The organism is Ochrobactrum sp. PL_is501, assembly GCF_055816895.1.
The window spans coordinates 444,379-469,089 of the sequence record NZ_JBVPGR010000040.1; the positions used below are offsets into that span (position 1 = coordinate 444,379).

Here is a 24,711-nt window from a genome sequence, read left to right on the forward strand (position 1 = left end):
ATTGGGATTGCTGGAAACGGCCATAACCGGACGCAAGCGCCATAACAGCCACGCTGTTGTCGTGGGGGAACTGGGCCGCGGTATCGTCGCGGGCACCATTCCCGAAGGTTCTATCCTGCCGGGCGATCATGAATTGTCGCTGCGCTTTGGCGTGTCACGCACCGTTCTGCGCGAGGCGATGAAGACGCTTGCCGCCAAGCGCCTGATCGAACCCAAGGCCAAGGTCGGCACCCGTGTTCTGGGCCATGCCAGCTGGAATTTCTTCGATCCCGATGTGCTGACCTGGCGCTTCGAGGCGGGCTTCGATGAAGTCTTCGTCGACCATCTGGCGGAAATGCGCATGGCGCTGGAACCGGCAGCAGCGGCGGCGGCGGCAGAACGCGCCTCCAGCGACGAGATCGTGGAGCTTTATGCGCTCGCGGCCAAATTCGACAATCCCGACCACACGCCGGAATCCATCGCCAAGGTCGATCTGGAATTTCATCTTGCCATTGCCCGCATGTCCGGCAACCCGTTCATGCGCTCGGTCAGCGGCTTGATCGAGGCGGCGCTGGCAATCTCGTTCCAGCTTTCCTCCCCGGCAGCATCGCGGGAAGGCATTGCCGAATGCGCGGCCAATCACCTGCGCATTGCCCACGCCATTGCATCGCGCGATCCACAGAAAGCGCGGCTGACCATGGAAAGTGTCATCCAGCTTGGCGTCGAGCGTATTCGGGACGTGATCTGACTGCTACGACACAGCCAGTGTGAATTGAGGATCGCCGCGCAGCGTGTTGCTGACGGTGCAGATTTCCTCGGCCATTTCGGCGAGACGATGCTTTTCATCGTCGGTCAGGTCACCATCGAAATGAAAGGTGACGTTGAACCGCTCGATACGCGACGGTCCTTCATGCGCCTTGTCGCCCCTCACCTCCACCCGAACATCCGTCAGCTTTTCCTTCAGATCGAGCTTGCCGGCGGCTATACGAGCGCTCAACGCCATGCAGGCCGCAACCGACGAATAGATAAGGTCGAGCGGATTGAACCCGGCCTGGCTGACGCTGGTGACGATCTCGACCACGCCGCCTGTCGGCGTGGTGATGACGGGCAGCTTCCCATGCGGCATTTCTGCGACGGCGCCCGTCTCGCGGGTTCTGACTTTCAGTTCGCTCATTCCTGAATTCTCCTGTAGTCCACATGCCGCGCCAGCCAGCAGCCGACGGTCATGCCTGTTATCCCGCCTTTTGCGTCGCGATGGAAGGCAAGTTTCCATTCGCCGGGTGACGGTGCATCCATCGAGCGCTGCACCGGCAAAAGCCACACATCCGGCCCAGCTTCATAGAGCGGATACATATCGCTCTTGCCGAGAAATCCTTCAAAAGCGCCATAGAACGCACCACCCTGATTGACGATCAGAAGATCGGCCTCCAGTTCGTCGCTGCGGTAGCGCCCTGCAATGTCCTGCTGTGCTGCACCTTTCAGGCGCTGCATCGTCAGGCTCAGATTTTCATCCTCGCGCGCAAGCTGGATCGTGTCGCCGTCGCGACGGATCGTGGTCATCGAAGACCGCGCTTCGTTCTCGCTCACCACGTCCATGATTTCCGGCCCGGTGCCGAAACGCGCCTTCATGCGTCCGCGCCCGGCATCTTCGAGGCTCAGCACGAGGCCGGTTTCATGGTCTAGCCATGAGCCGAACCATGCGGCATCGGCTTCGACCCGAGCCGGTTCGGTCGTGGAAACGCCAAGCGCGATATTCATCAGCTTGAAGGCGACATCCGATGCGCCGCCCTCAAAATTGAACATGGCGATGGTCGAAAGGCGTTCGTCGGCGCTATGCCAACGCTGGCAGCGCCAGCCGCGCAGCGCACCGCCATGGCCGGTGAGCCGTCTGCCGCCCGCTTCCTCGAATTTGAGGCCGAGGCCATAAGGAGCCGCGTTACCGTCGCTGAATGTCTGCGGGCCGCTCAGGCGGCGATAAATCCCGTTTTCGTCATCGCGGGTCGCGTCGATGAACTGCTCCCAGGCGATCATGTCGTCGAGAGATGCGCAAATACCTGCATCGCCCATCCAGTGGATGCGATTGACGGCAGGCAGGAACCCGCGCACCGTGTCGCCTTCATAGCCGGTGCATTCGTCAAACAGCGCCGTATCGGGGATAAGCTCTGCGGTCTTCATGCCCGCAGGCTTGAAAATGCGCTCCGACAGCAGCTCGATCAGCGATCGGCCTGTATGGCTTTCGATCAAATCAGCCAGAATGCGGAAATTGCCGTTGCAATAGGAATAATGCGTGCCCGGCGCGAAATGCGTGGTCTTCAGGCGGCGCAGCAGGCTTTGCGCCTGCTCCGGCAGAAAGACGCCTTCCGGCTCGGCCCCGCACAGAACGCTCAGCGCCCAGTAATCGCGCAGGCCCGACTGGTTGTTGCACAGGTCGCGCACGCTTGGCCGCTTTTCCGCAAACTTGTCGAGATAGGCGGCAAGCGCATCGTCAAGAACTTCCGGCTCGCCAACGCTGTCGAGAAGCACGGCGCAGGTAAACTGCTTGCTGACCGAACAGATCGGCATGCGCGTCTCTGGCGTCATTGCCTTGCGCGCGCCAAGATCGGCAAAGCCCCAGGCGTGGCGCAGTACGACCTTGCCATCCTTCACCACCGCGACCGCACCGCCCGGTCCCTTATAATGCTGCGGAATGGTGCGAACGAAGGCTTCAAGCGCGGAAAGATCGAATTTTGACATGATGGCTCAGGCGACTCAGATGAAATCAGGAGCCGCCACGAGGCATCATTTTGTCCGTTCGATCAAGGCCATGGCCGCATGCGGATTATGCGCCTTATAGCCGCTGATGACATAGAGATAGACATCGCGGCCAATGTAATCGGCAACGGGCGGCGTAACGGTTTTCAACCCTTCGGCAAGCTCTCCGGCGGCAATCGCCTCAGCCCGCGCCGCCCATTGATCCAGTTCATCCTTGCTGTAGCCGCCCGGTTGGCTTTCCTTCGTCCCCATGATGCGGAAATAGGCGAAGGGCGCGGTCATATCGGCAAATTGCGGAAAGTCGCTGTCGCCCGCGATCACCACCGCAACCCCATATTCGCGCAAGAGCGCGATGAACTCCGGCGAGTTGAAACTGTCGTGGCGCACTTCCACCGCGTGGCGCACATCGCGCCCGTCGACGCGCTTGGGCAGAAGCTTCAAGAACGCCTCGAAATCAACCGGGTCGAACTTCTTTGTCCCCATGAACTGCCAGTTGACCACGCCGAGCTTGTCTTTCAGCTCCATCATGCCGCCGGTCATGAACCGCTCGATGCTCTCGCCTGCTTCAGCCAGCACGCGGCGATTGGTGGAAAAACGCGGCGCCTTCAGCGAAAACACGAAGCCGTCCGGCGTCTCGTCATGCCATTTGGCGAAGGTCGTTGGCTTCTGCGGACCGTAATAGGTGCTGTTGATCTCGATGGATGTGAGCTTGCTCGACGCATATTCAAGCTGGCGCTTCTTCGGCAGTTTTTCGGGGTAGAAGCTCTCGTCCCACGGTTCATAGGCCCAGCCGCCAATGCCGATGCGGATCTTGCCCGTCTTTTCCTTGGCCATCGCCTTTCCTCCATACCGGTGCATCATGAGTTCATACTGTTTGGTCATGATGTTTAATCTGTATTCGCACCGCTGGCTATGTTCATATCAGCCACGGTTGGCTGGGAGGAAAAAGGGGCGGCAAAAGAACCGTCCCAACCAAGCCAGTTTGGTGAGAGCTTGAATCAAAAGGCAGCACGCCGACATGGCGACTTTTGGAACAGGCTCCAAGATTGAGGAAATGCATAGAATGACGAGCAAACCCAATGCCCGTACCGGAGGCCAGATTTTGGTGGATGCGCTGCGTATCCATGGCACTGACCGGGTCTTCTGCGTGCCCGGCGAGAGCTATCTCGCGGCACTTGACGCCTTTCATGATGCCAGCGACGCGATCGATCTGGTCGTGTGCCGGCAGGAGGGCGGCGCGGCCTATATGGCGGAAGCCTATGGCAAGCTGACCGGCAAGCCCGGCATCTGCTTCGTCACACGTGGCCCCGGCGCGACCAATGCCTCGGTTGGCGTGCACACGGCCTTTCAGGATTCCACGCCGATGCTGCTCTTCATCGGTCAGGTAGCCAGCGATCAGGTCGAGCGCGAGGCGTTTCAGGAAATCGACTATCGCCGCATGTTCGGCCAGATGGCCAAATGGGTCGTGCAGATCGACGATGCCGCCCGCATACCGGAACTCGTCAGCCAGGCTTTCCATCGCGCCGTCAACGGGCGTCCCGGCCCGGTGGTGATCGCGCTCCCGGAAGACATGCTGACCTCCCATGCCGCCGTCAGCGACGCACCGGCTTACAAGCAGGTGCAGATGCATCCGGGCGCGGACCAGTTGCAGGACATGCAGGCGCTGCTTGCAAAGGCCGAGCGCCCACTGGTCATCGTCGGCGGTGGCGGCTGGAATGCACAAGCTGTCAGCGATCTGCGGAAATTTGCCGAGAACATGCATCTGCCGGTCGCGGCTTCCTTCCGCTGCCAGGACATGTTCGACAACACCCACCCGCTCTATGCGGGCGAAATGGGAACCTCGATCAGCCCGAAGCTGGCACAGCGTGTGCGCGATGCCGACCTGCTGATCGTCATCGGCGCTCGCCTCGGCGAAATGACGACGCAGGGCTACGAACTGGTCTCCATTCCAGTACCTCAGCAGAAGCTCGTGCATATCCATCCGGGCGCCGAAGAACTTGGCCGCGTCTATCATGCGGACGTTCCGGTCAATGCCTCGATGCCTGCCTTCTGTGCGGCAGCGGCAAAGCTTGCGCTGGTTGCCGATCCGCGCTGGAAGGCATGGACCGACAGCGCCAATGCCGATTACCGCGACAATATCAAATCGCCGGTCATCCCCGGCGATGTGCAGATGGGCGAAGTGATGGAATGGCTGCGCGCGCATCTGCCAGCCGATGCTATCATCACCAATGGCGCGGGCAATTATTCCGCCTGGCCGCATCGCTTCTACCAGTACCGCACCTATCGCAGCCAGCTTGCGCCCACCAACGGCTCGATGGGCTATGGCGTGCCGGCAGCGGTCGCGGCCAAGCTCACCGCACCGGAACGCACCGTCGTTGCCTTTGCAGGCGACGGCTGTTTCCTCATGAACGGACAGGAACTGGCAACGGCGGCGCAATATGGCGCCAATGCCATTTTCATCGTCGTGAACAACGGCATGTACGGCACGATCCGCATGCATCAGGAACGTACCTATCCGGGCCGCGTTTCGGGCACCGGCCTTGCCAATCCTGACTTCGCGGCATTGGCGCGCGCCTATGGCCTGCATGGCGAAGTGGTCGAAAAGACCGCTGACTTCGCGCCAGCCTTTGAGGCTTGTGAAAAATCCGGCAAGCCGGGCCTCATCGAAATCCGCATCGATCCCGAGGCGCTTTCTCCAAAGATGAGCCTCAGCCAGATGCGCGAGCAGGGTCTCGCCAAACAGAAGTAAAAACAAAAGAGCCCCGGTTTTCCGGGGCTCTTTCATCATTGGTCCGGCTCTATTTTACAGGCGGCGCATACATCAGCCCGCCCTTGTTCCACAGCGCATTGAGGCCTCGGTCGATCTTGAGCAGGCTGTCCTTGCCGACGGTACGCTCGAACATTTCACCGTAATTACCGATCTTGGAAACGACATTATAGGCCCATTTCGGCTCAAGGCCGAGCTGCTGGCCGCTATCGCCTTCCGAGCCAAGGAAACGGCGCACGTCGGGCTTCTTGGAATTGAGGTCCGCCTCAGCCGAGGCTTGCGTAACGCCCAGTTCCTCTGCCTCAAGCATTGCAAACAGGGTCCAGCGGACGATGTTGAACCATTTGTCGTCGCCCTGACGGACGGCAGGTCCAAGCGGCTCCTTGGATATCACTTCCGGCAAGACGGTAAAGGCGTCCGGCTCAGCAAGCTTGAGGCGCTGCGCGTAGAGCGCGGAAGCATCGGTCGTGTAAACATCGCAGCGACCCGTTTCGAACGCCTTGAGAATACCGTCGGCGGAATCGATCACCACCGGCTCATATTTGATGTTGTTGGCGCTGAAATAATCGGCGGCGTTCTGTTCGGTGGTGGTGCCCTGTTCGGTACAGACAGATGCGCCGTCAAGCTTCAAGGCGCTGTCGACGCCCAGATCCTTGCGGATCATGAAACCCTGACCGTCATAATAGGCCGTGCCGACAAAAAGAATGCCCATGCCCGCATCGCGTGAAAGCGTCCAGGTGGTCTGGCGCGAAAGCAGGTCAACCGTGCCGGATTGCAGTGCGGTAAAACGCTCCTTGGTCGAAAGCGGAATGAAGCTCACCTTGTCGGGATCGCCGAAGACCGCAGCCGAAACCGCCCGACAGAAATCAATGTCGAAGCCGGTCCATTTGCCCTGATCGTCCGGCGACGAAAAGCCCGCCACGCCCTGGCTGACGCCGCAATTGATCTTGCCGCGTTCCTTCACGGTCGAAAGCGTATCCGCCTGCGCTCCGGTTTGAGCGGACAGGGCAAAGCCAGCCGCCAGCAACGAACCCAAAACTATCTTTTTCATTGTTCCTCCTCCCAGAGTTTCGGCACAAGCCGATCCATTGCCCGGCGCCATGCCGCCGGGCTTGTTGTTTGTTCAGTTATCCGACGACGAACTACTTCAGCGCAGCCGCGAAGCTATCCTCCAGAACGCTTAAGAGATGATCCGCATTGGCGCGGCTGAAGATCATCGGCGGGCGCATTTTCAGCACATTGTCGAACGGACCTTCGGTCCCCATCAGGATGCCGCGTTCGCGCGCGCCATCATTGATCTTCTTGGCCAGCGCCGTCGCCGGTTCCTTGGTCTTGCGATCCGTCACCAGTTCGATACCGAGGAACAGCCCCTGCCCGCGCACATCGCCGATAATATCGAAGCGCTTCTGCATCGAACGGAAACCGTCGAGGAGATAAGTGCCGATCTCCAGCGCATTGCGGCGCAGATCGTTGCGCTCGATCACATCCAGCACTGCCAGACCCGCCGCGCAGGAAACCGGATTGCCGCCGAATGTGTTGAAATATTCCATGCCGTTGTTGAAGCTGTCGGCCACTTCGCGGGTGGTGACAACCGCCGACATGGGATGGCCGTTGCCGATCGGCTTGCCCATGGTGACGATATCCGGCACCACGTCCTGCATTTCAAACGCCCACCAATGGCTGCCGACCCGGCCGAAACCGACCTGCACCTCATCCGCGATGCAAACGCCGCCAGCCGCCCGCACCATCCTGTAGACTTCCTGCAGATAGCCTTCCGGCAGGAAGACCTGACCGGCAACGCTCGGGATCGACTCGGCGATGAAATAGGCAGGGCCGCGTCCAAGGCTTTTGATGGCCTCAATCTGTTCGGCAATGCTTTCGGCAAAGCGCTTGCCATGCTCTGCAAGCGGCCAGTCTTCCGGCGCACGATAGCTGTCGGGGATGGTCGCCTCGAACACATGGTCCGGGCGTCCCTTGCCGCCTTTGCGCTTGTATTTGTAGGGGCTGAGATCGATCAGCTCCTGCGTCGTGCCGTGATAGGCCCAGTCCAGCACCAGCGCATCGCGCTGGCCCGAATGCGCGCGCGCCATGCGCAGCGCCAGGCTGTTCGCCTCGCTGCCCGAGCAGGCAAACGAGGCCACCGTCAAGCCTTCCGGCAAGGTCGCCGTCAGGCGCTCGGCATAGGAAACGATATTGTCATGCAGATAGCGCGTATTGGTGTTGAGGATCGCCGCCTGCTTGGCAATTGCCTCCACCACTTGCGGATGGGCGTGACCGAGATGGCAGACATTGTTGAAGCAGTCGAGATAGGCGCGTCCCCGATTGTCGATCAGCCATGCGCCCTCGCCGCGCACAAACTTGATCGGCTCGGAATAGGAAATGGAGAGGTTCGGCAGCAATATATCCTTGCGGGCGCTGACGATCTCGGCGCGGGTGCGCCCGCTCTGATGAAAGGCTTCCGCCGGAATATCGGCAAGGGCTGCCGCATCCGGGAAAATATCGGCCCAGACATCGAGATAGGCATTTTCGCCGACGCCCAGAATTTCCGCCGCCGTCAGTCCGGTATCGGTCGAAATCTGGAAATGGAGATGCGGCGTCCAGCCGCCATTCTCATGCATGTCGCCCATATAGCCGACCAGTTCGCCAGCGGCGAGCGTCTGGCCGGGTTTCAGCCGTGACATCGCTTCATGCGCCATATGGCCCCAGAGCGTGATGAAGGGTGGGCAACCTTCCGGCTGATGTTCCAGCGCGATCAACCCGCCATAGCCGAGCGGCGCGGTCTCGATCTCGACGCTTTTCACAATGGCTGCAAGCGGCGTGTAGACAGGCGTGCCTGCAGGCATAAACAGATCAAGCCCCAGATGATGGACACGCCGCTCGCCTTCGACAAAGCGCGAACGGAACGCTTCGTCGGTATAAACGGTGCGCCTTTCGCCCCATGGGCCGATGCCGAGTTCGATATGGTTGCGGGCGCAGAAATCGTCCCACCAGGCGGTTGCCTCCTTCGGGCGCTGTCCGGCGGAATCGACCGTCATCACATGAGCCGGATCGCCATAAGGCACCAGCGCCTTGGTCATCGTGGCGGGATGCGGGCGCACCACAGGCGCGAAAGCCTTGCTGTTCGCTGCGATCCAGCGGCGCACCGCACCGGCTCCCTCCACCGCATCGAAACCGCAGGCTTTCCGCAGGATCGCGGTGGCAAAGCGCGGGTTCATGGCGTCCAGCTTGTGCAGAAGCCGCCACGCAGGCGCTTCGCTGATCGCCAGATAAGGGTTGTCATCGGTCTTTTCGCGGCGCGAAGCCGACAGCGTGACGCTTGTCACAAGACGCATCGCGATCAGGTCGAACAGAAGGTCGATTTCCTGCGGCAGGAGCGGATATTTCGCATGGAACCCGGCGGCAAGGGCTGCGGCTGCGCCAATCGGGTCGTCCATATCCAGGATGGAATAGGCACAGGCAATCGCGACCTCGGCGATCAGCACCGTATGGACGGAATCGCCGAAATCGATCATCCCGGCAATGCGTTCATTATCCTGAGGGTCGACCAGCACGTTCCAGTCATTGGCGTCATTGTGGATCACCTGCGCGCGCAGAAGCGGCAGTTTCGGCGCCACATCGCGCTCGAAACGGGCAAGGAAACGCTCCACGACGGCGCGATCTTCCGCCTTGTCGATAAAATGCAGCCGGTTGCGGGCACGACCGGCATGACGCAGGTCCCAGTCGAAATCGCGCAGCGCACCTGGATGGATGAAGCCTTGCAGGGCACGGTCAAGCTCGCCCAGCGCAGCGCCCAGATTTCTCATAAGCGCTTTGGTGCGCTTTACCTCGGCCAGCGGCGTGCCGGGAAGCCAGCTTGCCACCCGCAGCGCATGCGGCTTGCCCCCATCCTTATCGACAGAAGCCAGCACCTCGCCCGACAGGCTTGATTTCAGGCGCGGCACGGCCAGCGCCGGATCGGCCTTGGCCAGATGTTGCAGCAGCGCGGTCTGGAACTCGCTTTCGACCCGCGGCTCGCTGGCATTGACGATTTTCAAGATCCAGTCCGCCGACCCGTTGCCCGTTTTCAGGCGGAAATTGCGGTCACGCTCGCTGTCCAGCGGCGAGGCGCTGGCCGTCACCCCGAAATGAAGCCGGGCCAGAACTTCGGCCTCGTGCGCAGAAAAATCGGGGGCGGGATGCGAAAGATCGGTCATAGGAAGCGCTTCACGGGTTGAATGCAAATGGGACGTCTCAAGATGAAAGCTTGGCACGTCGACAAATTTCAGGCATCAGACAAGTGGTCGGTCGGACCGGCACTTTGCCGGAATGGACCGGCACATTTACGGCAGCACGAAAGAACCGACCATGCGGGAACTGGATGCGAAGGATCGCGAGATACTGGCCATTCTCTCCAAGGAAGCACGCATACCGCTGAAGACGCTGGCGGGCCGCATCGGGCTTTCGCGCAGTGCTACCGGCGAGCGCGTCGCCAATCTGGAGAAAAGCGGCGTCATTCGCGGCTATCGCGCAGATATTGGCCAGATCGACAGCAACATCATCCGCGCCATGATCCTGGTCAGCCTCAAGCGCACCCCGGCCCTCGGCCTGCTTGATGAACTGGCACGGCACGCCGAAGTGCGCCGGGTTTCCTCGGTAAGCGGCCAGCTCGATTTGATCGTGGAGGTTGAAGTTCCTTCCATCGATCGCCTCAATCGCCTGCGCGATCTGATGGCCACCCACGAGACGGTAGAGGATCTCACTACGGCAATCGTTCTTCGCCGGGATATCGAGCGTGAAAACGGCTGAAGAGCAGCTCTACCACTTTAGTCTGGATAGTTGCAATTTGCGGTAGACATTCCACCGCAAGTCGAACATAACGCCCCTGGGTTGAAAGGGAGGGGTCATGAAAACACTTAACCTGTTCATTATCGGGTTCGGTTTTACCGCACTCGTCGTCACCTGCATTGTCGCCATTGGCGGCGGCACGATCTGAACGGCAATCGGCCATATATCATGCCCGCAGCAGGGGTTCCCCAAGGAAGATTGCTGACGACTCGCGCACGGCGCGGATCATGAAATCGCTCAACACCCGGATTCGCGGTGCGGCGACCACGTCGACGTGACAGCTCATCCAGTATTCACGCACCAGATGCATCTCGCGCGGCAGAACCGGAACCAGTTCCGGGTGCCGGCTGGCGATGAAATAAGGCAGCACGCACAGGCCATAACCGATCTGTGTGGCGATCAGCTGCGCATGGATGCTTGAGCTCTGATAGGTACAGCGCTGCCCCGGCAGGATCTCGCGCATGTAATCGAGGCCGGGCGTGAAAACCATGTCGTCAATATAGCCGATGAACGGATGCCGGGCCATATCCTCGCGTGTCCTGATCGGCGGATGCCGTTCCAGATAATCGCGATGACCATAGATGAAGAGACGATAGGGCGTCAGCTTCTCGCTGTGATAGGGGCCGGTGCGCGGCATGTGCAGCGTGATCGACAGTTCCGCCTCGCGGCGTGACAGCGACATGATCTGCTGGATCGTCACCACTTCCACAAACAGGCTCGGATAGGATTGCGCCAGCACCGGCAGACGGTCGGCGAGAAAGAAATTGCCGAAACCTTCCAGCGTCGAAAGGCGCACAACGCCCGAAAGTGCGGCCAGATTGCCCGTGGCTTCCGTCTGGAACTTCATCGCCTCGCGTTCCATGACCTCGGCAGACGTCACCAGCCGCTCGCCGATGGGCGTCAGCAGATAGCCGCGCGGATTGCGCTCGAAAAGCTTGGTCGCAAGAGCCTGTTCCAGCCGATCAATCCGCCGCAGCACGGTGACATGGCTGGTGCGCAACTGACGCGCCGCCGTGGAGAGCTGGCCGGTGCGCGCAACCGCCAGAAAATATTGCAGATCATCCCATGTGAACTGCCGCATGTACCCCTCCCAAACAATTGCAGTGGCTTCCGCCACTGCATCTGTACATTTTTGAACAGACAATGTTCAAAAATTGTTGTTCGTGTACGCATTTGTCAATGCTACCGTTTCAATCCAGGGCCGGATGGAGGAACAAGCCGGGCGCAAGCAAAGGGACGAACGGTAAAGAGGACAGGCCGTTTTCCCGTCTGAAAGGACTGCTTGGAGGAAGAGGATGCCGTGCGGTTTTTCCGCAATGGCTCAAAGTGTTATTGGGAGGAGCACTTCATGAAATGTCTCGCACTTGCAACGGCAGCGCTTTTCGCCGCCACGGCTATCTCGTCGGCGGCGGAAGTTTCCGACGGCAAGGTCAAGATCGGCATTCTGAACGACCAGTCCGGCGTCTATGCCGATTTCGGCGGCAAATGGTCGTTCGAGGCTGCCAAGATGGCTGCCGAAGATTTCGGCGGCAAGGTGCTCGATGCGCCAATCGAGATCATCACGGCGGACCATCAGAACAAGCCCGACGTGGCGTCGAACATCGCGCGCCAGTGGTATGACACCGAACAGGTCGATGCCATCATGGAACTGACGAGTTCGTCGGTTGGCCTCGCCGTGCAGGCCCTGTCGAAAGACAAGAAGAAGATCACGATCAACACCGGCGCCGCCACATCCGAACTCACCGGCAAGCAGTGCACGCCCTATGGCTTCCACTGGGCCTACGACACCCATGCGCTGGCGGTTGGCACTGGCGGCTCGCTGGTGGAACAGGGCGGCGACACCTGGTATTTCCTGACCGCCGACTATGCCTTCGGCTATTCGCTGGAAGAACAGACGACCAAATTCGTCGAATCCAAGGGCGGCAAGGTTCTGGGTTCCGTGCGCCATCCGCTCAGCACGACCGACTATTCGTCCTTCCTGTTGCAGGCGCAATCGTCAGGCGCGAAGGTCTTGGGCCTCGCCAATGCCGGTCTGGACACATCGAATGCCATCAAGCAGGCGGCTGAATTCGGCATTGTCGCCGGGGGCCAGCGCCTCGCCGCCCTGCTCTTCACGCTCGCCGAAGTGCATGGGCTCGGCCTCGAAGCCGCCCAGGGGCTGACGCTGACGGAAGGCTTCTACTGGGACCGCGATGACGAATCGCGTGCATTCGGCAAGCGTTTCTTCGAGCGCACGGGCCGCATGCCGAACATGGTTCAGGCAGGCACCTACTCTGCCGTCCTTCAATATCTGAAGGCGATCAAGGAGGCAGGCACCGACGAAACCGAAGCCGTCGCCAAGAAGCTGCATGAAATGCCGGTCGAAGACGTCTTCGCCCGCCACGGCAAGGTCGGCCCCAACGGACGCATGATCTACGACATGTATCTGATGGAAGTGAAAAAGCCTGATGAAAGCAAGGCGCCTTGGGATTACTATAAGGTGCTTGCCACCATTCCCGGCGATCAGGCCTACATGAAGCCGGAAGAAAGCGGCTGCCCGCTGGTAACGCAGTAAGAGGCTGGTTGAATGAACGCAGCAACTGGCAATATGACGGCCCTGCATGAAGCAGGGCCGCACGATGGCGGCTCATCCGGTGGCCGGACCGTTCTTTCGGCGCGCGGACTGGGCAAGTCTTTTGGCGGCTTTCACGCGGTCAAGAATGTCGATCTTGATGTGGAACATGCCCGCGTGCATGCGCTGATCGGGCCGAATGGCGCGGGCAAGACGACCGTGTTCAACCTCCTGACCAAGTTCTTGCAGCCATCGAGCGGTGAAATCACGCTTCTGGGCGAAACCATCACGAAGACCGATCCGGCCCGGGTGGCCCGCATGGGGCTGGTGCGCTCGTTCCAGATTTCAGCCACCTTCCCGCATCTGACGGTGCTGGAAAACGTCAAGGTCGCCTTGCAGCGTCCCAACGGGCTTGCCACGCAGTTCTGGCGGTCGCTGTCGGCACTCCACCGGCTTGATGCGCAGGCCATCGCACTTCTGGAGCGTGTCGGTCTTGCCGATGCCCGCCATGCGCTGGCCGCCGATCTGTCCTATGGCCGCAAGCGCGCGCTTGAGATCGCCACCACGCTGGCGCTCGATCCCAAGGTGCTGCTGCTGGATGAGCCGATGGCCGGCATGGGCCATGAAGACGTCCACACCATTGCCGCCCTCATCGCCGATGTGGCGAAGGACCGCGCGGTCCTGATGGTCGAACACAATCTCAAGGTGGTGGCCGACATTGCCCACCACGTCACGGTGCTGCAGCGCGGCGAGATTCTCGCCTCCGGCAATTATGCCACTGTCTCGAAGGACGAGCGCGTGCGCACCGCCTATATGGGAACCGAACATGAATAGAGGCCAACCGCTCCTGTCCGTGCGCGGGCTCAATGCCTGGTATGGCGAAAGCCACGCCCTGCACGGCGTCGACCTCGACATCTGGCCGGGCGAGACGATCACGCTTCTGGGCCGCAACGGCGTCGGCAAGACGACGACGCTGCGCGCCATCATGGGCATCATCCGCAAGCGCACCGGCACCATCACGCTCGACGGCAAGGACATCATGCGTGTGCCGCTTCACCGTATCGCCTATGCGGGCCTCGGCTTCGTGCCGGAGGAACGCGGCATCTTCGCCACGCTCAGCGTGCATGAAAACCTGCTTTTGCCGCCGGTCGTCGCCAAGGGCAGTCAGGGCGCGATGTCGCTCGATGAGATCTACGAACTCTTTCCCAACCTGCATGAGCGCCGCAACAGCCCCGGCACCAAGCTTTCGGGCGGCGAGCAGCAGATGCTGGCCATTGCCCGCATCCTGCGCACCGGGGTCAAGGTGCTGCTCCTTGATGAGCCGACGGAAGGGCTTGCGCCCGTCATCGTGCAGCGCATCGGAGATGTGCTGGTGGAGCTGAAAAAACGCGGCATGACCGTGCTTCTGGTCGAGCAGAATTTCCGCTTTGCCGCCAAGGTCGCCGACCGCTTCTACCTCTTGGATCATGGCGTGGTGACGGAAAATTTTCCGACCGCCGAACTGCCCGCCCGCATGGCAGAACTTACGCATGCATTGGGGGTCTGAATGACAATGATTTTTGGAATACCTTTGCAGGCGCTTCTCGGGCAGTTGCTGGTTGGCCTCATCAACGGCTCGTTCTATGCCATGCTGAGCCTTGGCCTTGCCATCATCTTCGGCCTGCTGCGCATCATCAACTTCGCCCATGGCGCGCAATATATGCTCGGCGCTTTTGTCGGCTACCTGCTGTTGAGCTGGCTCGGCATCGGCTATTGGCCAGCGCTGATCCTCGCTCCGCTCATCGTCGGGCTGGGCGGTGCAATCGTGGAGCGCGTGGCGCTGTCGCGGCTTTATAATCTCGACCCGCTCTATGGCCTGCTCTTCACCTTCGGCCTTGCGCTCGTGATCGAAGGCACGTTCCGCTATTATTACGGCGCTGCCGGCCAGCCCTATGCGGTGCCGCCGTCGCTTGCGGGCGGACATAATCTGGGCTTCATGTTCCTGCCGAACTATCGCGCCTGGGTAGTCGTCGCCTCGCTCATCGTCTGCCTTGGCACCTGGCTCTTGATCGAAAAGACCAAGCTTGGTGCCTATCTGCGCGCCGCGACGGAAAACCCGACGCTGGTGAAAGCCTTCGGCATCAATGTGCCGCTGCTTCTCACCTTCACCTATGCGCTCGGTGCCGCCCTTGCCGGTCTTGCGGGCATCATGGCCGCGCCGATCTATCAGGTCAGCCCGCTGATGGGCTCCAACATCATCATCGTGGTCTTTGCCGTGGTGGTGGTCGGCGGCATGGGATCGATCCTCGGCGCCATCATCACCGGCTATGTGCTGGGGCTGGCGGAAGGTCTCACCAAGGTCTTCTATCCGGAGGCCTCCAGCATCGTCATCTTCGTCATCATGGCTATCGTTCTTCTGGTGCGCCCCGCCGGACTGTTCGGGAAGGAGGCCTGACATGGCTGATACCGCTCTCAAGGCCACCGCCGCCCACGGCAAGACCCCTGCCGTCAACAGCCTTTCCGCCGTCATCCTCGGCATTGCCCTTGTCGGGCTGCTGGCCGCGCCCTTCATGGTCTATCCCATCTTCCTGATGAAGATGCTGTGCTTCGCGCTGTTCGCCTCCGCCTTCAATCTTCTTCTGGGCTACACCGGCATTCTGTCCTTCGGCCATGCCGCCTTCTTCGGTGGCGCGGCCTATATCACCGCTCATACGGTCAAGGTCTGGGGCGTCACGCCGGAGCTTGGGCTCGTGCTCGGCGTCCTTGCCGCCGCAGCCCTTGGCCTCGTCATCGGCTATCTTGCCATCCGCCGTCAGGGCATTTATTCGACCATGATTACGCTGGCGCTGGCGCAGATGTTCTTCTTCTTCTGCCTGCAAGCCTCCTTCACCCATGGCGAGGACGGATTGCAGGGCGTGCCGCGCGGATATCTGTTCGGCTTCATCGACCTCAACCAGCCGATGAACATGTATTATTTCGTGCTGGCGGTGTTCGTGCTCGGCGTCTTCATCATCTGGCGCATCATCAACTCGCCCTTCGGCATGATCCTGAAATCCGTGCGCGAAAACGAAAACCGCGCCATCTCGCTCGGCTATTCCGTCAATCGCTACAAGCTCGCAGCCTTCGTCATGTCGGCAGCGCTGGCCGGTCTTGCAGGCGGCTTGAAGGCGCTTGTCTTCCAGTTCGCGACGCTGACCGATGTTGGCTGGCAGATGTCGGGCGAAGTGATCCTGATGACGCTGCTCGGCGGCATCGGCACGCTGATCGGCCCCATCGTCGGCGCCGCCTTCGTCGTCGCCTTGCAGAACTATCTCGCAACATCCGACTTCCCCGTCACGATCGTAACCGGCGTCATCTTCATGGCCTGCGTTCTCCTGTTCCGCAAAGGGATCGTCGGGGAGTTCTATGCATCGCGGATTGGAAAGAAACTCTTCGGTTAAAACATGGCCTGCGGGGTGGCTGAAAACCCCGCCAATTGACTGGATATGAGATCATGACCGACACCTACGATTACATCGTGGTTGGCGCGGGCACGGCAGGTTGCGCGCTTGCGAACCGGCTTTCCGCAGACCACAACCGCTCCGTGCTGCTGCTGGAGGCAGGCGGAAAGGACAATTATGCCTGGATTCACATCCCCGTCGGCTATCTCTATTGCATCGGCAATCCGCGCACCGACTGGTGTTTTACCACCGAGGCCGAACCGGGCCTGAATGGCCGCTCGCTCGGCTATCCGCGCGGCAAGGTGCTTGGCGGCTGCTCCTCCATCAACGGCATGATCTATATGCGCGGCCAGGCCCGCGATTACGACCTGTGGCGTCAGTCCGGTTGCGACGGCTGGGGCTGGGACGATGTGCTGCCGCTGTTCAAGAAATCGGAAGACTATTTTGCCGGTGCAAGCGAGCTGCATGGCGCGGGCGGCGAATGGCGTGTCGAAAGCGCCCGCCTGCATTGGGATATCCTCGATGCCTTCCGCGATGCCGCCGTCGCCGCAGGCATTCCCGCCACCGACGATTTCAATCGCGGCGACAATGAAGGCGTCTCCTATTTCAAGGTCAACCAGAAGCGCGGCATACGCTGGAACAGCGCCAAGGCCTTTCTGCGCCCGGCGCTGGATCGCAAGAACCTGACCGTCGAAACCGGCGCGCATGTCCGCCGCATCGAGATCGAGGACCTGCGCGCCACCGGCGTCACCTTCGACCAGAACAGCGCGACCCGCACCATCAAGGCAAGGCGCGAAGTGATCCTTGCTGCCGGGGCGGTCGGCTCACCGCAAATCCTCGAACTGTCCGGCATCGGGCGCGGCGACGTGCTGCAACAGGCGGGCATTCCGGTCAAGCTGGAGCGCAAGCAGCTGGGCGAAAACCTTCAGGATCATCTGCAATTGCGCTGTGCCTATAAGGTCAGCGGCATCCCGACGCTCAACGAGAAGGCAAGCAAGCTTGTCGGCAAGGCGATGATCGGGCTGGAATATCTGCTGCGCCGTTCTGGTCCCATGTCGATGGCGCCGAGCCAGCTTGGCGTCTTCACCCGCTCCGACCCGTCCTATGAAACCGCCAATCTGCAATATCACGTGCAGCCGCTCAGCCTCGAAAAATTTGGCGAGGCCGTGCACCCCTTCCCCGCCTTTACGGCCAGCGTGTGCAATCTGCGTCCTGACAGCCGCGGCTCGATCCACATCAAATCGCCTGATCACCGGACCCAACCGGCGATCAGGCCGAATTATCTCGCCACCGAGAGCGACCGCCGCGTCGCTGCCGACGCCATCCGCCTCACGCGCCACATCGTAGCGCAAGCGCCCTTGCAGAAATATCGTCCGGAGGAGTTCAAGCCCGGTCCAAGTTACGAAACGCAGGAACAGCTGGAAAAGGCGGCGGGCGATATCGGCACGACGATCTTCCACCCCGTCGGCACCTGCCGCATGGGGCAGGATGCCGAGGCAATCGTCGATCCGCGCCTGCGCTTCAACGGTATTGCGGGCCTGCGCGTTGCCGACGCCTCGGTCATGCCTACCATCACGTCCGGCAACACCAACTCGCCCACTCTCATGATCGCCGAGAAGGCCGCACAGATGATTATTGCTGACAACCGATAAGCCAGCCGGATGGGCGGAAATGGCAATCCGCTCACTTGTCTGTGAACGCAATTTCAACATTGCACCCACGACAAATTCTGAAATAATTTTCCTTGTTTCTTGCCCGGTAAAAGGGAATTATCGGCAACAAGGTGGGCAGGGGGAGAAAGATCATCTCAAAAGATCGCTTTCCGGGACCGGCTCTCCAAAAGTTTTTGAACAAGGAAAACAAAATGTCGTCAGTCCTTTCCCGCTATACCCTGACCCGCCGCGCTGGTCTGAAAGCCCTTCTGTTCACCGCTGCCGCCCTGACCGTCGGCTTCGCGTCGGCGCCGAGCCACGCGGAAGACAAGACCATCAAGGTCGGCATCATGGGCGGTGAAGACGAAGACGTCTGGAAAGTCGTTGCCGAAGAAGGCAAGAAGCACGGCCTCAACATCGAGCGCGTGACCTTCAACGATTACAACCAGCCCAACGAAGCCCTGGAACGCAAGGAAATCGACGCCAACGCCTTCCAGCACAAGCCTTATCTCGATGAACAGATCAAGCAGCACGGCTACAAGATTTCCGTTGCCGGTTATACCGCCGTCTGGCCGATCGGCATTTATTCGCGCAAGCACAAGAGCCTTGACGAACTGAAGGAAGGCGCGGTCGTCGGCGTGCCGAACGATCCGTCGAACGAAGGCCGCGCGCTGCGCGTTCTGGAAGAAAAGGGCCTCATCAAGCTGAAGCCGGATGTAGGCATTCTGGCAACCCCGATCGATATCGTCGAAAACCCGAAGAAGCTTGAGATCAAGGAACTGGACGCCGGTGTCGTCGGCCGTTCCATCGACGATCTCGACGCAGCCATCGTGAACAACGACTGGGCAGCGAAGGCTGGCCTCAAGAAGGAAGAGGCCATCGGCTGGGAATCGAAGGAAAACAACCCATACAACAACTTCATCGCGGTCCGCACCGAAGATGAAAACGCCGAATGGGTGAAGAACCTCGTGGCTTCGTTCCAGAACGACGCCGTGAAGGCCGAACTCGACCGCGCCTACAAAGGCACCGGCATCCCGGCCTGGAACTAATCAACACAGCGGCACAAAGACCGCGCCGGAACCGTTTCCGGCGCGGCTTTTGTTGACGCGCGGACAACAATTGCCCTAAAGCATCGCCACAGCAAAAGCTGATGGCTTGAGCCAGGCATCGTCCTTCCTTGAAGCCTTATCGAATATCTCTCGTCGCTGCTCGCAGCGGCCTGTCCAGACATAGAAGAAACGACCGTGACCCTTAATTCGCCACCCGCCACGTCAGCGCCCATCGTCGAGATGAAAGACGTGCGCCGAATGTTCGGCGAAACGGCAGCCATCAACGGCGTTTCGCTTTCCGTCGCACGCGGAGAAATCCTCGGCATCATCGGCCGCAGCGGCGCTGGCAAGTCCACGCTGATCCGCTGCGTCAACGGCCTTGAAAAGCCGGATGCCGGTTCGATCCTGATCGAAGGCCGCGAAATCACCGGCCTGGGCGAAGACGCGCTGCGCCCGGTGCGCCGCCGCATCGGCATGGTGTTCCAGCATTTCAACCTGCTTTCCGCCAAAACCGTCGCCGAAAACATCGCCCTGCCGCTGAAGATCGCGGGCAAGCCGAAGGCCGAACGCGCCAGGCGCGTGGCGGAACTTCTGGAACTTGTCGGCCTTTCCGACAAGGCGACGCATTATCCGGCACAGCTTTCGGGCGGCCAGAAACAGCGCGTCGGCATTGCCCGTGCGCTTGCCGCCGAACCGGCTGTGCTGCTTTCCGACGAGGCGACATCCGCCCTCGACCCGGAAACCACGCAGTCCATTCTGGCGCTGCTGAAAGACATCAACACCAAGCTTGGCCTTACCATCCTGCTCATCACGCACGAGATGGAGGTTATTCGCCGCATCGCCGACCGCGTGATCGTGCTCGATCACGGCACGATTGCCGAGGAAGGCCCGGTCTGGAAAGTCTTCGCCAATCCGCAATCGCCTGTGACGCAAAGCATGTTGCAGGTGCTGACGCCGGAACTGCCCGTCGTCTGGCGCGACCGGTTGCAAAATTCCGGCAATCTCGCCGTGCTGAAAGTCAAGCTGTCGGGAGCGGCGGCAAAAGGCGCGTTCTTCAATAACGTCGCGGACGCCACCCAAATAGCACCGCAGCTGATCCATGGCGGCATGGACACGATCCAGGGCGAGCCGGTCGGCACGCTCTTCATCGGCCTGCCCGCGGGCGACCAGGCAAAGCTTGACGCCGCCATCACCTATCTCGACACCCACGCAGACGCCACGGAGGTACTCGGCTATGTCTCAGGCGATGCTTGATCTTCTCTGGCGCTCCTTCTGGGAGACGATCATCATGACCGGCTTTTCGAGCCTGATTTCGCTCGTCGTCGGCCTGCCGCTCGCGCTCATCATGATCCTGACCGAGCGCGGCGGCCTTGCCCAGAACCTGACTATCAACACGATCCTCGGCGCGATCATCAACGGCTTCCGCTCGGTTCCGTTCATCATCCTGCTGGTGGCGCTCATTCCCGTCACGCGCTTCATCGTCGGTACGTCCATCGGCACATGGGCCTCCATCGTGCCGCTGTCGATTGCCGCGATCCCCTATTATGCGCGCATTGCGGAAGTGTCCCTGCGTGAAGTGGATCACGGCCTCATCGAAGCCGCGCGCTCCATGGGCGCGAACCGCTGGACCATCGTGCGCGAAGTGCTGGTCCCCGAAGCCCTGCCCGGCATCATCGCCGGTTTCACCGTGACCATCATCACGCTTGTCGGCGCATCGGCCATGGCTGGCGCCATCGGCGCAGGCGGTCTTGGCGACCTTGCCATTCGCTACGGCTATCAGCGCTTTGAGACGCAGATCATGATCGCGGTCGTGATCATCCTCATCATCATGGTTTGCGGCATCCAGTGGATCGGCGACCGGCTGGTGAGCCGTCTCGACAAGCGCAACCTGCGCGCTTGACCAATCCCGCTTATCGCTTCCTCTCACGGAAACCCGCTTCCAGCGTGTTTCCGTCGGGGTCGAAGACAAGCGCCGCGTAATAGCCCATTTCTTCCGGCCCCTGATAGGCAGGGCCGCCGCTATCCCTGCCGCCTGCCTTGAGTGCTGCCTGATGAAAAGCCTCGACCGCCTCGCGGCTTCCGGCGGTAAACATCAGATGCAGGCGGTCGCCCGGCTTGTCCTCCCCATCGCCTGCCCCATCGGTGCCGCCATGGATCCAGAGAAACGGAACCGGGGCCCGCTCTCCCCCGCTGATGAAGAAACCAGTGCCTGAACGGGCAATGACCTCAAGGCCAAGTTCGGGCATGCAGCTTTCGTAGAAAGAAAGGCTGCGATTGACGTTACGGGCTTTGAAACCGATGTGATCGAAGAGCGACATAAGATGCAATATATCGCGGCCAATTATAAAGAAAAGCGGCGCTTCCCAATTTGGAAAGCGCCGTTATCAATATTCAATAGTGGTAATGTGAGAGCATGAATCAAGAAGGCGGTATGTGTGTGCGAAAATGGTGATTTTCGAGTACCGGAGCGGAGCGTACGTCTAACCATAGTCCCGAAAAGTTGCAGACTTTTCGGATAAGACTATGCGTCTTTGAAACCTACGTGAGCACCGGAACGCAGATAAATTGCCATTTGCAGCCACACAGGCGACTTTTGGAACAAGCTATCCGCGCGTCCGAGCCAACCCATCCTTCGCAGGCTGATATTTCGGATCTAGCTGCACGGCACGCGAATAGGAACTCGCGGCCTTGGCCTTGTCGCCATTGTGTTCGTAGACGAGTGCCTGATTGGCCCAGCTTTCCGCCACGTTCTGGTCTAGCGTGATGGCCGTATTGAAATCATCGAAGGCGTTATCGTAGTCGTCCAGCGCCACATAGGAAATGCCGCGACCATTATAAGGCTCGGGAGCCGTGGAGTTGAGAGAGATCGCCTTGGAGAAATCCTCGATGGCCTGCTTGTGCTGGCCTTTCGCCTGATAGATCAGGCCGCGATTGTGATAGGCGCGGCCATCCGTCGTCTGCAAGGCAATAGCCTGATTGAAGTCGCTGAGCGCCTGATCGAGCCGTCCGGCCTGTCGATAGACATTGCCGCGCCCGATATAGGCGGCGTCATATTGCGGGTTGAGCTGGATCGCCTTGCTGTAATCCTGCGCGGCTTTGGCGCTGTCGCCCATATAGCGATAGACCAGCGCGCGGTTGGAATAGGCCTGATAGAAATTCGGATTGAGTGCGATCGCCTGATCGAAATCGCGTACCGCTTCCTTGTAGCGCCCGGCCTTGCCATAGGCGGAACCGCGGACATTATAGCCTTCCGGGTCACGCGGATTGCTCTGGATCACGCTCGTCAGCGAACTGATATTCTCGCTCGACCCTTGCGCCTTGTCCACCGTGCTCAGCGCCGTCGTCGTGGAGCTTTGGCAGCCCGCAACGGTCAAAGCCAGAAGTGCGGCGGCAATGAGAAGGCCGTTTCGGCCTGTTCCACCCAATGCCTCAATTCCCGCAACCTTCGTTCCGGATGATTGCATCATCTTCAAGCGTGTGGGCAACGATTGCATTCCTTTCAGCTCGCATAGGGCGCAAACCCCTTGTGCTTCTTCTCCATCCCGTGCCGGCCCCATTCGGGGCTTGCTCCTGCCGGGCTATTCTGCCTGTTACGGTACTATACTGGCCTCAACCAGCAGATAAAAACAGCAAAAAGGCGGCATTGTCTTGAGCGTGGCCCAGCTTCGGACAGCGCGCCGGACAGGCGGATATCCTAATTATTTGTTTTTACACATAATGACGCATGATAAGTCCAGAAACTTTTCGTAACGCCGTATTAAAATTGGAAACAGAATAAATAAAATACATCTGGAATGGTGATGCCAACCCTCGTTTCGCGCCGAAAACGAACCCACAAACCTGATGTCAAAACATGCAAAATCCGGCGCAGGCAAAAGCCGACACCGGAAAGCAGAAAAGGCGCTGCTCAACAGCGCCTGATTTCAAAGTCGATCAGCGAGCGCCTGGACGGCCGCCGACGAGGCCTTCACGCTGAGCGCGCTTGCGGGCCAGCTTGCGGGCGCGACGAACGGCTTCTGCCTTTTCGCGAGCGCGCTTTTCGGACGGCTTTTCATAGTGGCCACGCATCTTCATTTCGCGGAAGATACCTTCGCGCTGCATCTTCTTCTTGAGAGCGCGGAGAGCCTGATCAACATTATTATCGCGGACGAGTACCTGCACGTGTATTCCCGTATCGGTTAGAATTTCGGTTAAGCCTGAGGCCGTTAGGGGGTCTTTTAACGATTACAGCCGGTCTGACCGGCCGCTCAACGCCCAAAGGCTCCCAAGCTTCGCAACGGATACGCTGCAAATTGGTCGTGGCTATTACCAGAAAGAGCCCGGCCTGTCCACCTCAAGATGCAACTTTGCCCACCGGCTTGCGCGAAATACCGGCTTGCGCACGATTTACTATGGCCGCGACTGCGAGAATAGGCTAAGCGGCACAGGTTTCTCGCATAAATCGGCCTCAATGGCGACCTATAGCACTTTGCCAGAAAACCGATAATGCCCCCTCTCATTTTATCCGATTCTCCATATGCCTCTCCGCAAACGACTCGTTATCCAGTTCACAGGCTATGAAGGCCTGCACCCCAAGGCCGTCCGCGTGCGCCATGCGCAGGCAATGAAGGATTTCGACCGCTTGTGGAACGCCAGGACCAGGCTGCCCCCCATGGTGGAGGAGCCTGACGATTGCGGCACGTTGGCCGCCATCACCACCGGCAATGGCTGGCAGACGGAAACCGAGTTCTGCCAGTTCGGCACGGCGGATATTTTCGACGATTATGCCGCGCGCTCGACACCGAAGCGCATGCTGACCGGTTTTCACGCATTCTTGAACATTCTCTTCACGGGCACGCTGTGGCGCTATCTGAGGACGAGCTGGCGCTTTGTCCTGTTTTTCCTGTGGCCCTTCCTGCTGTCGCTGGCGATTCTGGCTGTCGCAGCGCTTATCGTCTTCGCACCAATGGCGGCAGGCTTTTCGGCCTTGCATCTTTTCTGGTCGGTTCCGCTTGCCGCCTTTCTTGCCACCTTGCTGGTGCGCAAGCCCGGTGACCGGTTTTTTATGTCCTATCTGCTCGACGACTGGTCCGCGGCCTATGACCGTATCCATGGCCGCAACGAAAAGCTCAGCCAGCGGCGCAAGGCCTTTACCGAAGCCCTGAAACGGAAAATCGAAGAAAGCCAGGCCGATGAGGTCATCATTGTCGCGCATAGTCTCGGCACGGTGCCAGCCGTGGAAGCGCTTGCCGATCTCCAGCGCGAGCGCCCCGACCTTCTGACGAGACAGCCCGTTTCGCTGCTTGCCATCGGGTCATGCCTGATGATGATCGCGTTGCACCCCAGGGCAAAGTCCCTGCGCGAAGATGTGCGCGTGGTGATCGAGGAAAGCCCGGTCCTCTGGTCGGAGTTCCAGGTGCTGACCGACATCATCCACTTCTACGGCTCCGACCCGGCAAAGGTGCTGAAGCTGAAGACCAACAATCCGCCGCTCATCCACCGCATTCGCTTCAAGCATGTGCACAGCGAAAACCGCTACAAGCGCTCCAAGGGCAATTTCTTCCTGATGCATCTGCTTTACATGCGCGGGGCGGAAAAGAAGAATTTCTATGATTTCGGCATGTTCCTGCACGGCCCGTTCTTGTTCCGCGAGCTGATGACCGAGCACAAAGGAAAAGCCGCCCCTCTCGATGAAGAAGGACGGCTTCCGGCTTCATATCGCGAAGCGGCTTGAACCCCG

The 24,711-nt window shown here is 59.9% G+C and carries 22 protein-coding genes; 13 read left to right on the forward strand and 9 right to left on the reverse strand.

The genetic code is table 11. The annotated features are described in order from the left end of the window. Position 1 precedes the first annotated feature (1 nt). Positions 2 to 727, forward strand: a complete 726-nt coding sequence (locus tag AC0TOF_RS21615; protein ID WP_122001395.1) for a FadR/GntR family transcriptional regulator — start codon at positions 2 to 4, stop codon at positions 725 to 727. A 3-nt stretch (positions 728 to 730) separates the two neighbouring features. Here the strand turns inward: AC0TOF_RS21615 and AC0TOF_RS21620 are convergent, their stop codons facing one another. The 3 genes from AC0TOF_RS21620 to AC0TOF_RS21630 are packed head-to-tail and all read right to left on the reverse strand — an operon-like array spanning position 731 to position 3,564. After that, entirely contained in the window at positions 731 to 1,153 is a 423-nt protein-coding gene (locus AC0TOF_RS21620; protein ID WP_122001396.1) for an OsmC family protein, read from the reverse strand. Then, positions 1,150 to 2,712 (reverse strand): D-aminopeptidase, encoded by a 1,563-nt coding sequence (locus AC0TOF_RS21625; RefSeq protein ID WP_473769749.1) that lies wholly within the window; start codon positions 2,710 to 2,712, stop codon positions 1,150 to 1,152. The genes AC0TOF_RS21620 and AC0TOF_RS21625 overlap by 4 nt, the downstream gene beginning before the upstream one ends. Before the next feature lie 45 nt (positions 2,713 to 2,757). After that, complete coding sequence (locus AC0TOF_RS21630; RefSeq protein ID WP_473769750.1) at positions 2,758 to 3,564, reverse strand: DUF72 domain-containing protein; 807 nt, start codon at positions 3,562 to 3,564, stop codon at positions 2,758 to 2,760. A 229-nt stretch (positions 3,565 to 3,793) separates the two neighbouring features. On the opposite strand from AC0TOF_RS21630, the gene AC0TOF_RS21635 reads away from it, so the two are divergent. Beyond that, positions 3,794 to 5,479, forward strand: a complete 1,686-nt coding sequence (locus AC0TOF_RS21635) for a thiamine pyrophosphate-binding protein (RefSeq protein ID WP_473769751.1) — start codon at positions 3,794 to 3,796, stop codon at positions 5,477 to 5,479. A gap of 49 nt (positions 5,480 to 5,528) precedes the next feature. Here AC0TOF_RS21635 and AC0TOF_RS21640 read toward each other — a convergent pair whose 3' ends face one another. Then, the gene (locus AC0TOF_RS21640) at positions 5,529 to 6,548 is read right to left on the reverse strand and encodes an amino acid ABC transporter substrate-binding protein (RefSeq protein ID WP_122001400.1); all 1,020 of its coding nucleotides are present in this window, start codon (positions 6,546 to 6,548) and stop codon (positions 5,529 to 5,531) included. Positions 6,549 to 6,639: 91 nt separating this feature from the next. Then, positions 6,640 to 9,690: an aminotransferase class III-fold pyridoxal phosphate-dependent enzyme gene (locus tag AC0TOF_RS21645; protein WP_473769752.1), complete on the reverse strand. Its 3,051-nt coding sequence runs from the start codon at positions 9,688 to 9,690 to the stop codon at positions 6,640 to 6,642. A 151-nt stretch (positions 9,691 to 9,841) separates the two neighbouring features. On the opposite strand from AC0TOF_RS21645, the gene AC0TOF_RS21650 reads away from it, so the two are divergent. Next, the gene (locus tag AC0TOF_RS21650; RefSeq protein WP_121981789.1) at positions 9,842 to 10,282 is read left to right on the forward strand and encodes an Lrp/AsnC family transcriptional regulator; all 441 of its coding nucleotides are present in this window, start codon (positions 9,842 to 9,844) and stop codon (positions 10,280 to 10,282) included. A gap of 205 nt (positions 10,283 to 10,487) precedes the next feature. Here AC0TOF_RS21650 and AC0TOF_RS21655 read toward each other — a convergent pair whose 3' ends face one another. Next, positions 10,488 to 11,402 carry a LysR family transcriptional regulator gene (locus AC0TOF_RS21655; protein WP_122001401.1) on the reverse strand — a complete coding sequence of 305 codons (915 nt, stop codon included), beginning with the start codon at positions 11,400 to 11,402 and terminating at the stop codon, positions 10,488 to 10,490. 267 nt (positions 11,403 to 11,669) lie between these two features. On the opposite strand from AC0TOF_RS21655, the gene AC0TOF_RS21660 reads away from it, so the two are divergent. The 9 genes from AC0TOF_RS21660 (at position 11,670) to AC0TOF_RS21700 (ending at position 20,892) form a co-directional block, all read left to right on the forward strand. Then, a complete protein-coding gene (locus AC0TOF_RS21660; RefSeq protein ID WP_473769753.1) occupies positions 11,670 to 12,875 on the forward strand; it encodes an ABC transporter substrate-binding protein in 1,206 nt (401 codons plus the stop codon). 12 nt (positions 12,876 to 12,887) lie between these two features. Further along, positions 12,888 to 13,706 carry an ABC transporter ATP-binding protein gene (locus AC0TOF_RS21665; RefSeq protein WP_473769754.1) on the forward strand — a complete coding sequence of 273 codons (819 nt, stop codon included), beginning with the start codon at positions 12,888 to 12,890 and terminating at the stop codon, positions 13,704 to 13,706. Continuing rightward, positions 13,699 to 14,418, forward strand: a complete 720-nt coding sequence (locus tag AC0TOF_RS21670; protein ID WP_473769755.1) for an ABC transporter ATP-binding protein — start codon at positions 13,699 to 13,701, stop codon at positions 14,416 to 14,418. The genes AC0TOF_RS21665 and AC0TOF_RS21670 overlap by 8 nt, the downstream gene beginning before the upstream one ends. Next, positions 14,419 to 15,306, forward strand: a complete 888-nt coding sequence (locus tag AC0TOF_RS21675) for a branched-chain amino acid ABC transporter permease (RefSeq protein ID WP_006467529.1) — start codon at positions 14,419 to 14,421, stop codon at positions 15,304 to 15,306. A 1-nt stretch (position 15,307) separates the two neighbouring features. Further along, positions 15,308 to 16,291 (forward strand): branched-chain amino acid ABC transporter permease, encoded by a 984-nt coding sequence (locus AC0TOF_RS21680; RefSeq protein ID WP_473769756.1) that lies wholly within the window; start codon positions 15,308 to 15,310, stop codon positions 16,289 to 16,291. Positions 16,292 to 16,344: 53 nt separating this feature from the next. Further along, complete coding sequence (locus AC0TOF_RS21685; protein WP_473769757.1) at positions 16,345 to 17,943, forward strand: GMC family oxidoreductase; 1,599 nt, start codon at positions 16,345 to 16,347, stop codon at positions 17,941 to 17,943. Positions 17,944 to 18,155: 212 nt separating this feature from the next. Next, complete coding sequence (locus tag AC0TOF_RS21690) at positions 18,156 to 18,992, forward strand: MetQ/NlpA family ABC transporter substrate-binding protein (RefSeq protein WP_473769758.1); 837 nt, start codon at positions 18,156 to 18,158, stop codon at positions 18,990 to 18,992. A 195-nt stretch (positions 18,993 to 19,187) separates the two neighbouring features. After that, positions 19,188 to 20,246: a methionine ABC transporter ATP-binding protein gene (locus AC0TOF_RS21695; protein ID WP_473769759.1), complete on the forward strand. Its 1,059-nt coding sequence runs from the start codon at positions 19,188 to 19,190 to the stop codon at positions 20,244 to 20,246. After that, the gene (locus tag AC0TOF_RS21700) at positions 20,227 to 20,892 is read left to right on the forward strand and encodes a methionine ABC transporter permease (protein WP_473769760.1); all 666 of its coding nucleotides are present in this window, start codon (positions 20,227 to 20,229) and stop codon (positions 20,890 to 20,892) included. Before AC0TOF_RS21695 ends, AC0TOF_RS21700 begins: the two co-directional genes overlap by 20 nt. A 10-nt stretch (positions 20,893 to 20,902) precedes the next feature. Here the strand turns inward: AC0TOF_RS21700 and AC0TOF_RS21705 are convergent, their stop codons facing one another. From AC0TOF_RS21705 to rpsU, 3 genes are all read right to left on the reverse strand, one after another. Then, positions 20,903 to 21,310, reverse strand: coding sequence for a VOC family protein (locus tag AC0TOF_RS21705; RefSeq protein ID WP_473769761.1), 408 nt, complete (start codon positions 21,308 to 21,310; stop codon positions 20,903 to 20,905). 285 nt (positions 21,311 to 21,595) lie between these two features. Continuing rightward, positions 21,596 to 22,486 carry a tetratricopeptide repeat protein gene (locus AC0TOF_RS21710; protein ID WP_473769762.1) on the reverse strand — a complete coding sequence of 297 codons (891 nt, stop codon included), beginning with the start codon at positions 22,484 to 22,486 and terminating at the stop codon, positions 21,596 to 21,598. Positions 22,487 to 22,925: 439 nt separating this feature from the next. After that, positions 22,926 to 23,153, reverse strand: a complete 228-nt coding sequence (gene rpsU / locus AC0TOF_RS21715) for a 30S ribosomal protein S21 (protein WP_007008828.1) — start codon at positions 23,151 to 23,153, stop codon at positions 22,926 to 22,928. A gap of 355 nt (positions 23,154 to 23,508) precedes the next feature. On the opposite strand from rpsU, the gene AC0TOF_RS21720 reads away from it, so the two are divergent. Then, entirely contained in the window at positions 23,509 to 24,705 is a 1,197-nt protein-coding gene (locus AC0TOF_RS21720) for an alpha/beta hydrolase (RefSeq protein WP_473769763.1), read from the forward strand. Positions 24,706 to 24,711: the final 6 nt, after the last annotated feature.

Bases quoted from the DNA above. Each gene is read 5' to 3' on its own strand.
- AC0TOF_RS21670 (WP_473769755.1), top strand. From the start codon at position 13,699: ATGAATAGAGGCCAACCGCTCCTGTCCGTGCGCGGGCTCAATGCCTGG.
- AC0TOF_RS21620 (WP_122001396.1), bottom strand. From the start codon at position 1,153: ATGAGCGAACTGAAAGTCAGAACCCGCGAGACGGGCGCCGTCGCAGAA.
- AC0TOF_RS21625 (WP_473769749.1), bottom strand. From the start codon at position 2,712: ATGTCAAAATTCGATCTTTCCGCGCTTGAAGCCTTCGTTCGCACCATT.
- AC0TOF_RS21655 (WP_122001401.1), bottom strand. From the start codon at position 11,402: ATGCGGCAGTTCACATGGGATGATCTGCAATATTTTCTGGCGGTTGCG.
- AC0TOF_RS21650 (WP_121981789.1), top strand. From the start codon at position 9,842: ATGCGGGAACTGGATGCGAAGGATCGCGAGATACTGGCCATTCTCTCC.
- AC0TOF_RS21710 (WP_473769762.1), bottom strand. From the start codon at position 22,486: ATGCAATCGTTGCCCACACGCTTGAAGATGATGCAATCATCCGGAACG.
- AC0TOF_RS21630 (WP_473769750.1), bottom strand. From the start codon at position 3,564: ATGGCCAAGGAAAAGACGGGCAAGATCCGCATCGGCATTGGCGGCTGG.
- AC0TOF_RS21720 (WP_473769763.1), top strand. From the start codon at position 23,509: ATGCCTCTCCGCAAACGACTCGTTATCCAGTTCACAGGCTATGAAGGC.
- AC0TOF_RS21645 (WP_473769752.1), bottom strand. From the start codon at position 9,690: ATGACCGATCTTTCGCATCCCGCCCCCGATTTTTCTGCGCACGAGGCC.
- AC0TOF_RS21640 (WP_122001400.1), bottom strand. From the start codon at position 6,548: ATGAAAAAGATAGTTTTGGGTTCGTTGCTGGCGGCTGGCTTTGCCCTG.
- AC0TOF_RS21690 (WP_473769758.1), top strand. From the start codon at position 18,156: ATGTCGTCAGTCCTTTCCCGCTATACCCTGACCCGCCGCGCTGGTCTG.
- AC0TOF_RS21680 (WP_473769756.1), top strand. From the start codon at position 15,308: ATGGCTGATACCGCTCTCAAGGCCACCGCCGCCCACGGCAAGACCCCT.
- AC0TOF_RS21685 (WP_473769757.1), top strand. From the start codon at position 16,345: ATGACCGACACCTACGATTACATCGTGGTTGGCGCGGGCACGGCAGGT.
- AC0TOF_RS21660 (WP_473769753.1), top strand. From the start codon at position 11,670: ATGAAATGTCTCGCACTTGCAACGGCAGCGCTTTTCGCCGCCACGGCT.
- AC0TOF_RS21675 (WP_006467529.1), top strand. From the start codon at position 14,419: ATGACAATGATTTTTGGAATACCTTTGCAGGCGCTTCTCGGGCAGTTG.
- AC0TOF_RS21700 (WP_473769760.1), top strand. From the start codon at position 20,227: ATGTCTCAGGCGATGCTTGATCTTCTCTGGCGCTCCTTCTGGGAGACG.
- AC0TOF_RS21665 (WP_473769754.1), top strand. From the start codon at position 12,888: ATGAACGCAGCAACTGGCAATATGACGGCCCTGCATGAAGCAGGGCCG.
- AC0TOF_RS21705 (WP_473769761.1), bottom strand. From the start codon at position 21,310: ATGTCGCTCTTCGATCACATCGGTTTCAAAGCCCGTAACGTCAATCGC.
- AC0TOF_RS21635 (WP_473769751.1), top strand. From the start codon at position 3,794: ATGACGAGCAAACCCAATGCCCGTACCGGAGGCCAGATTTTGGTGGAT.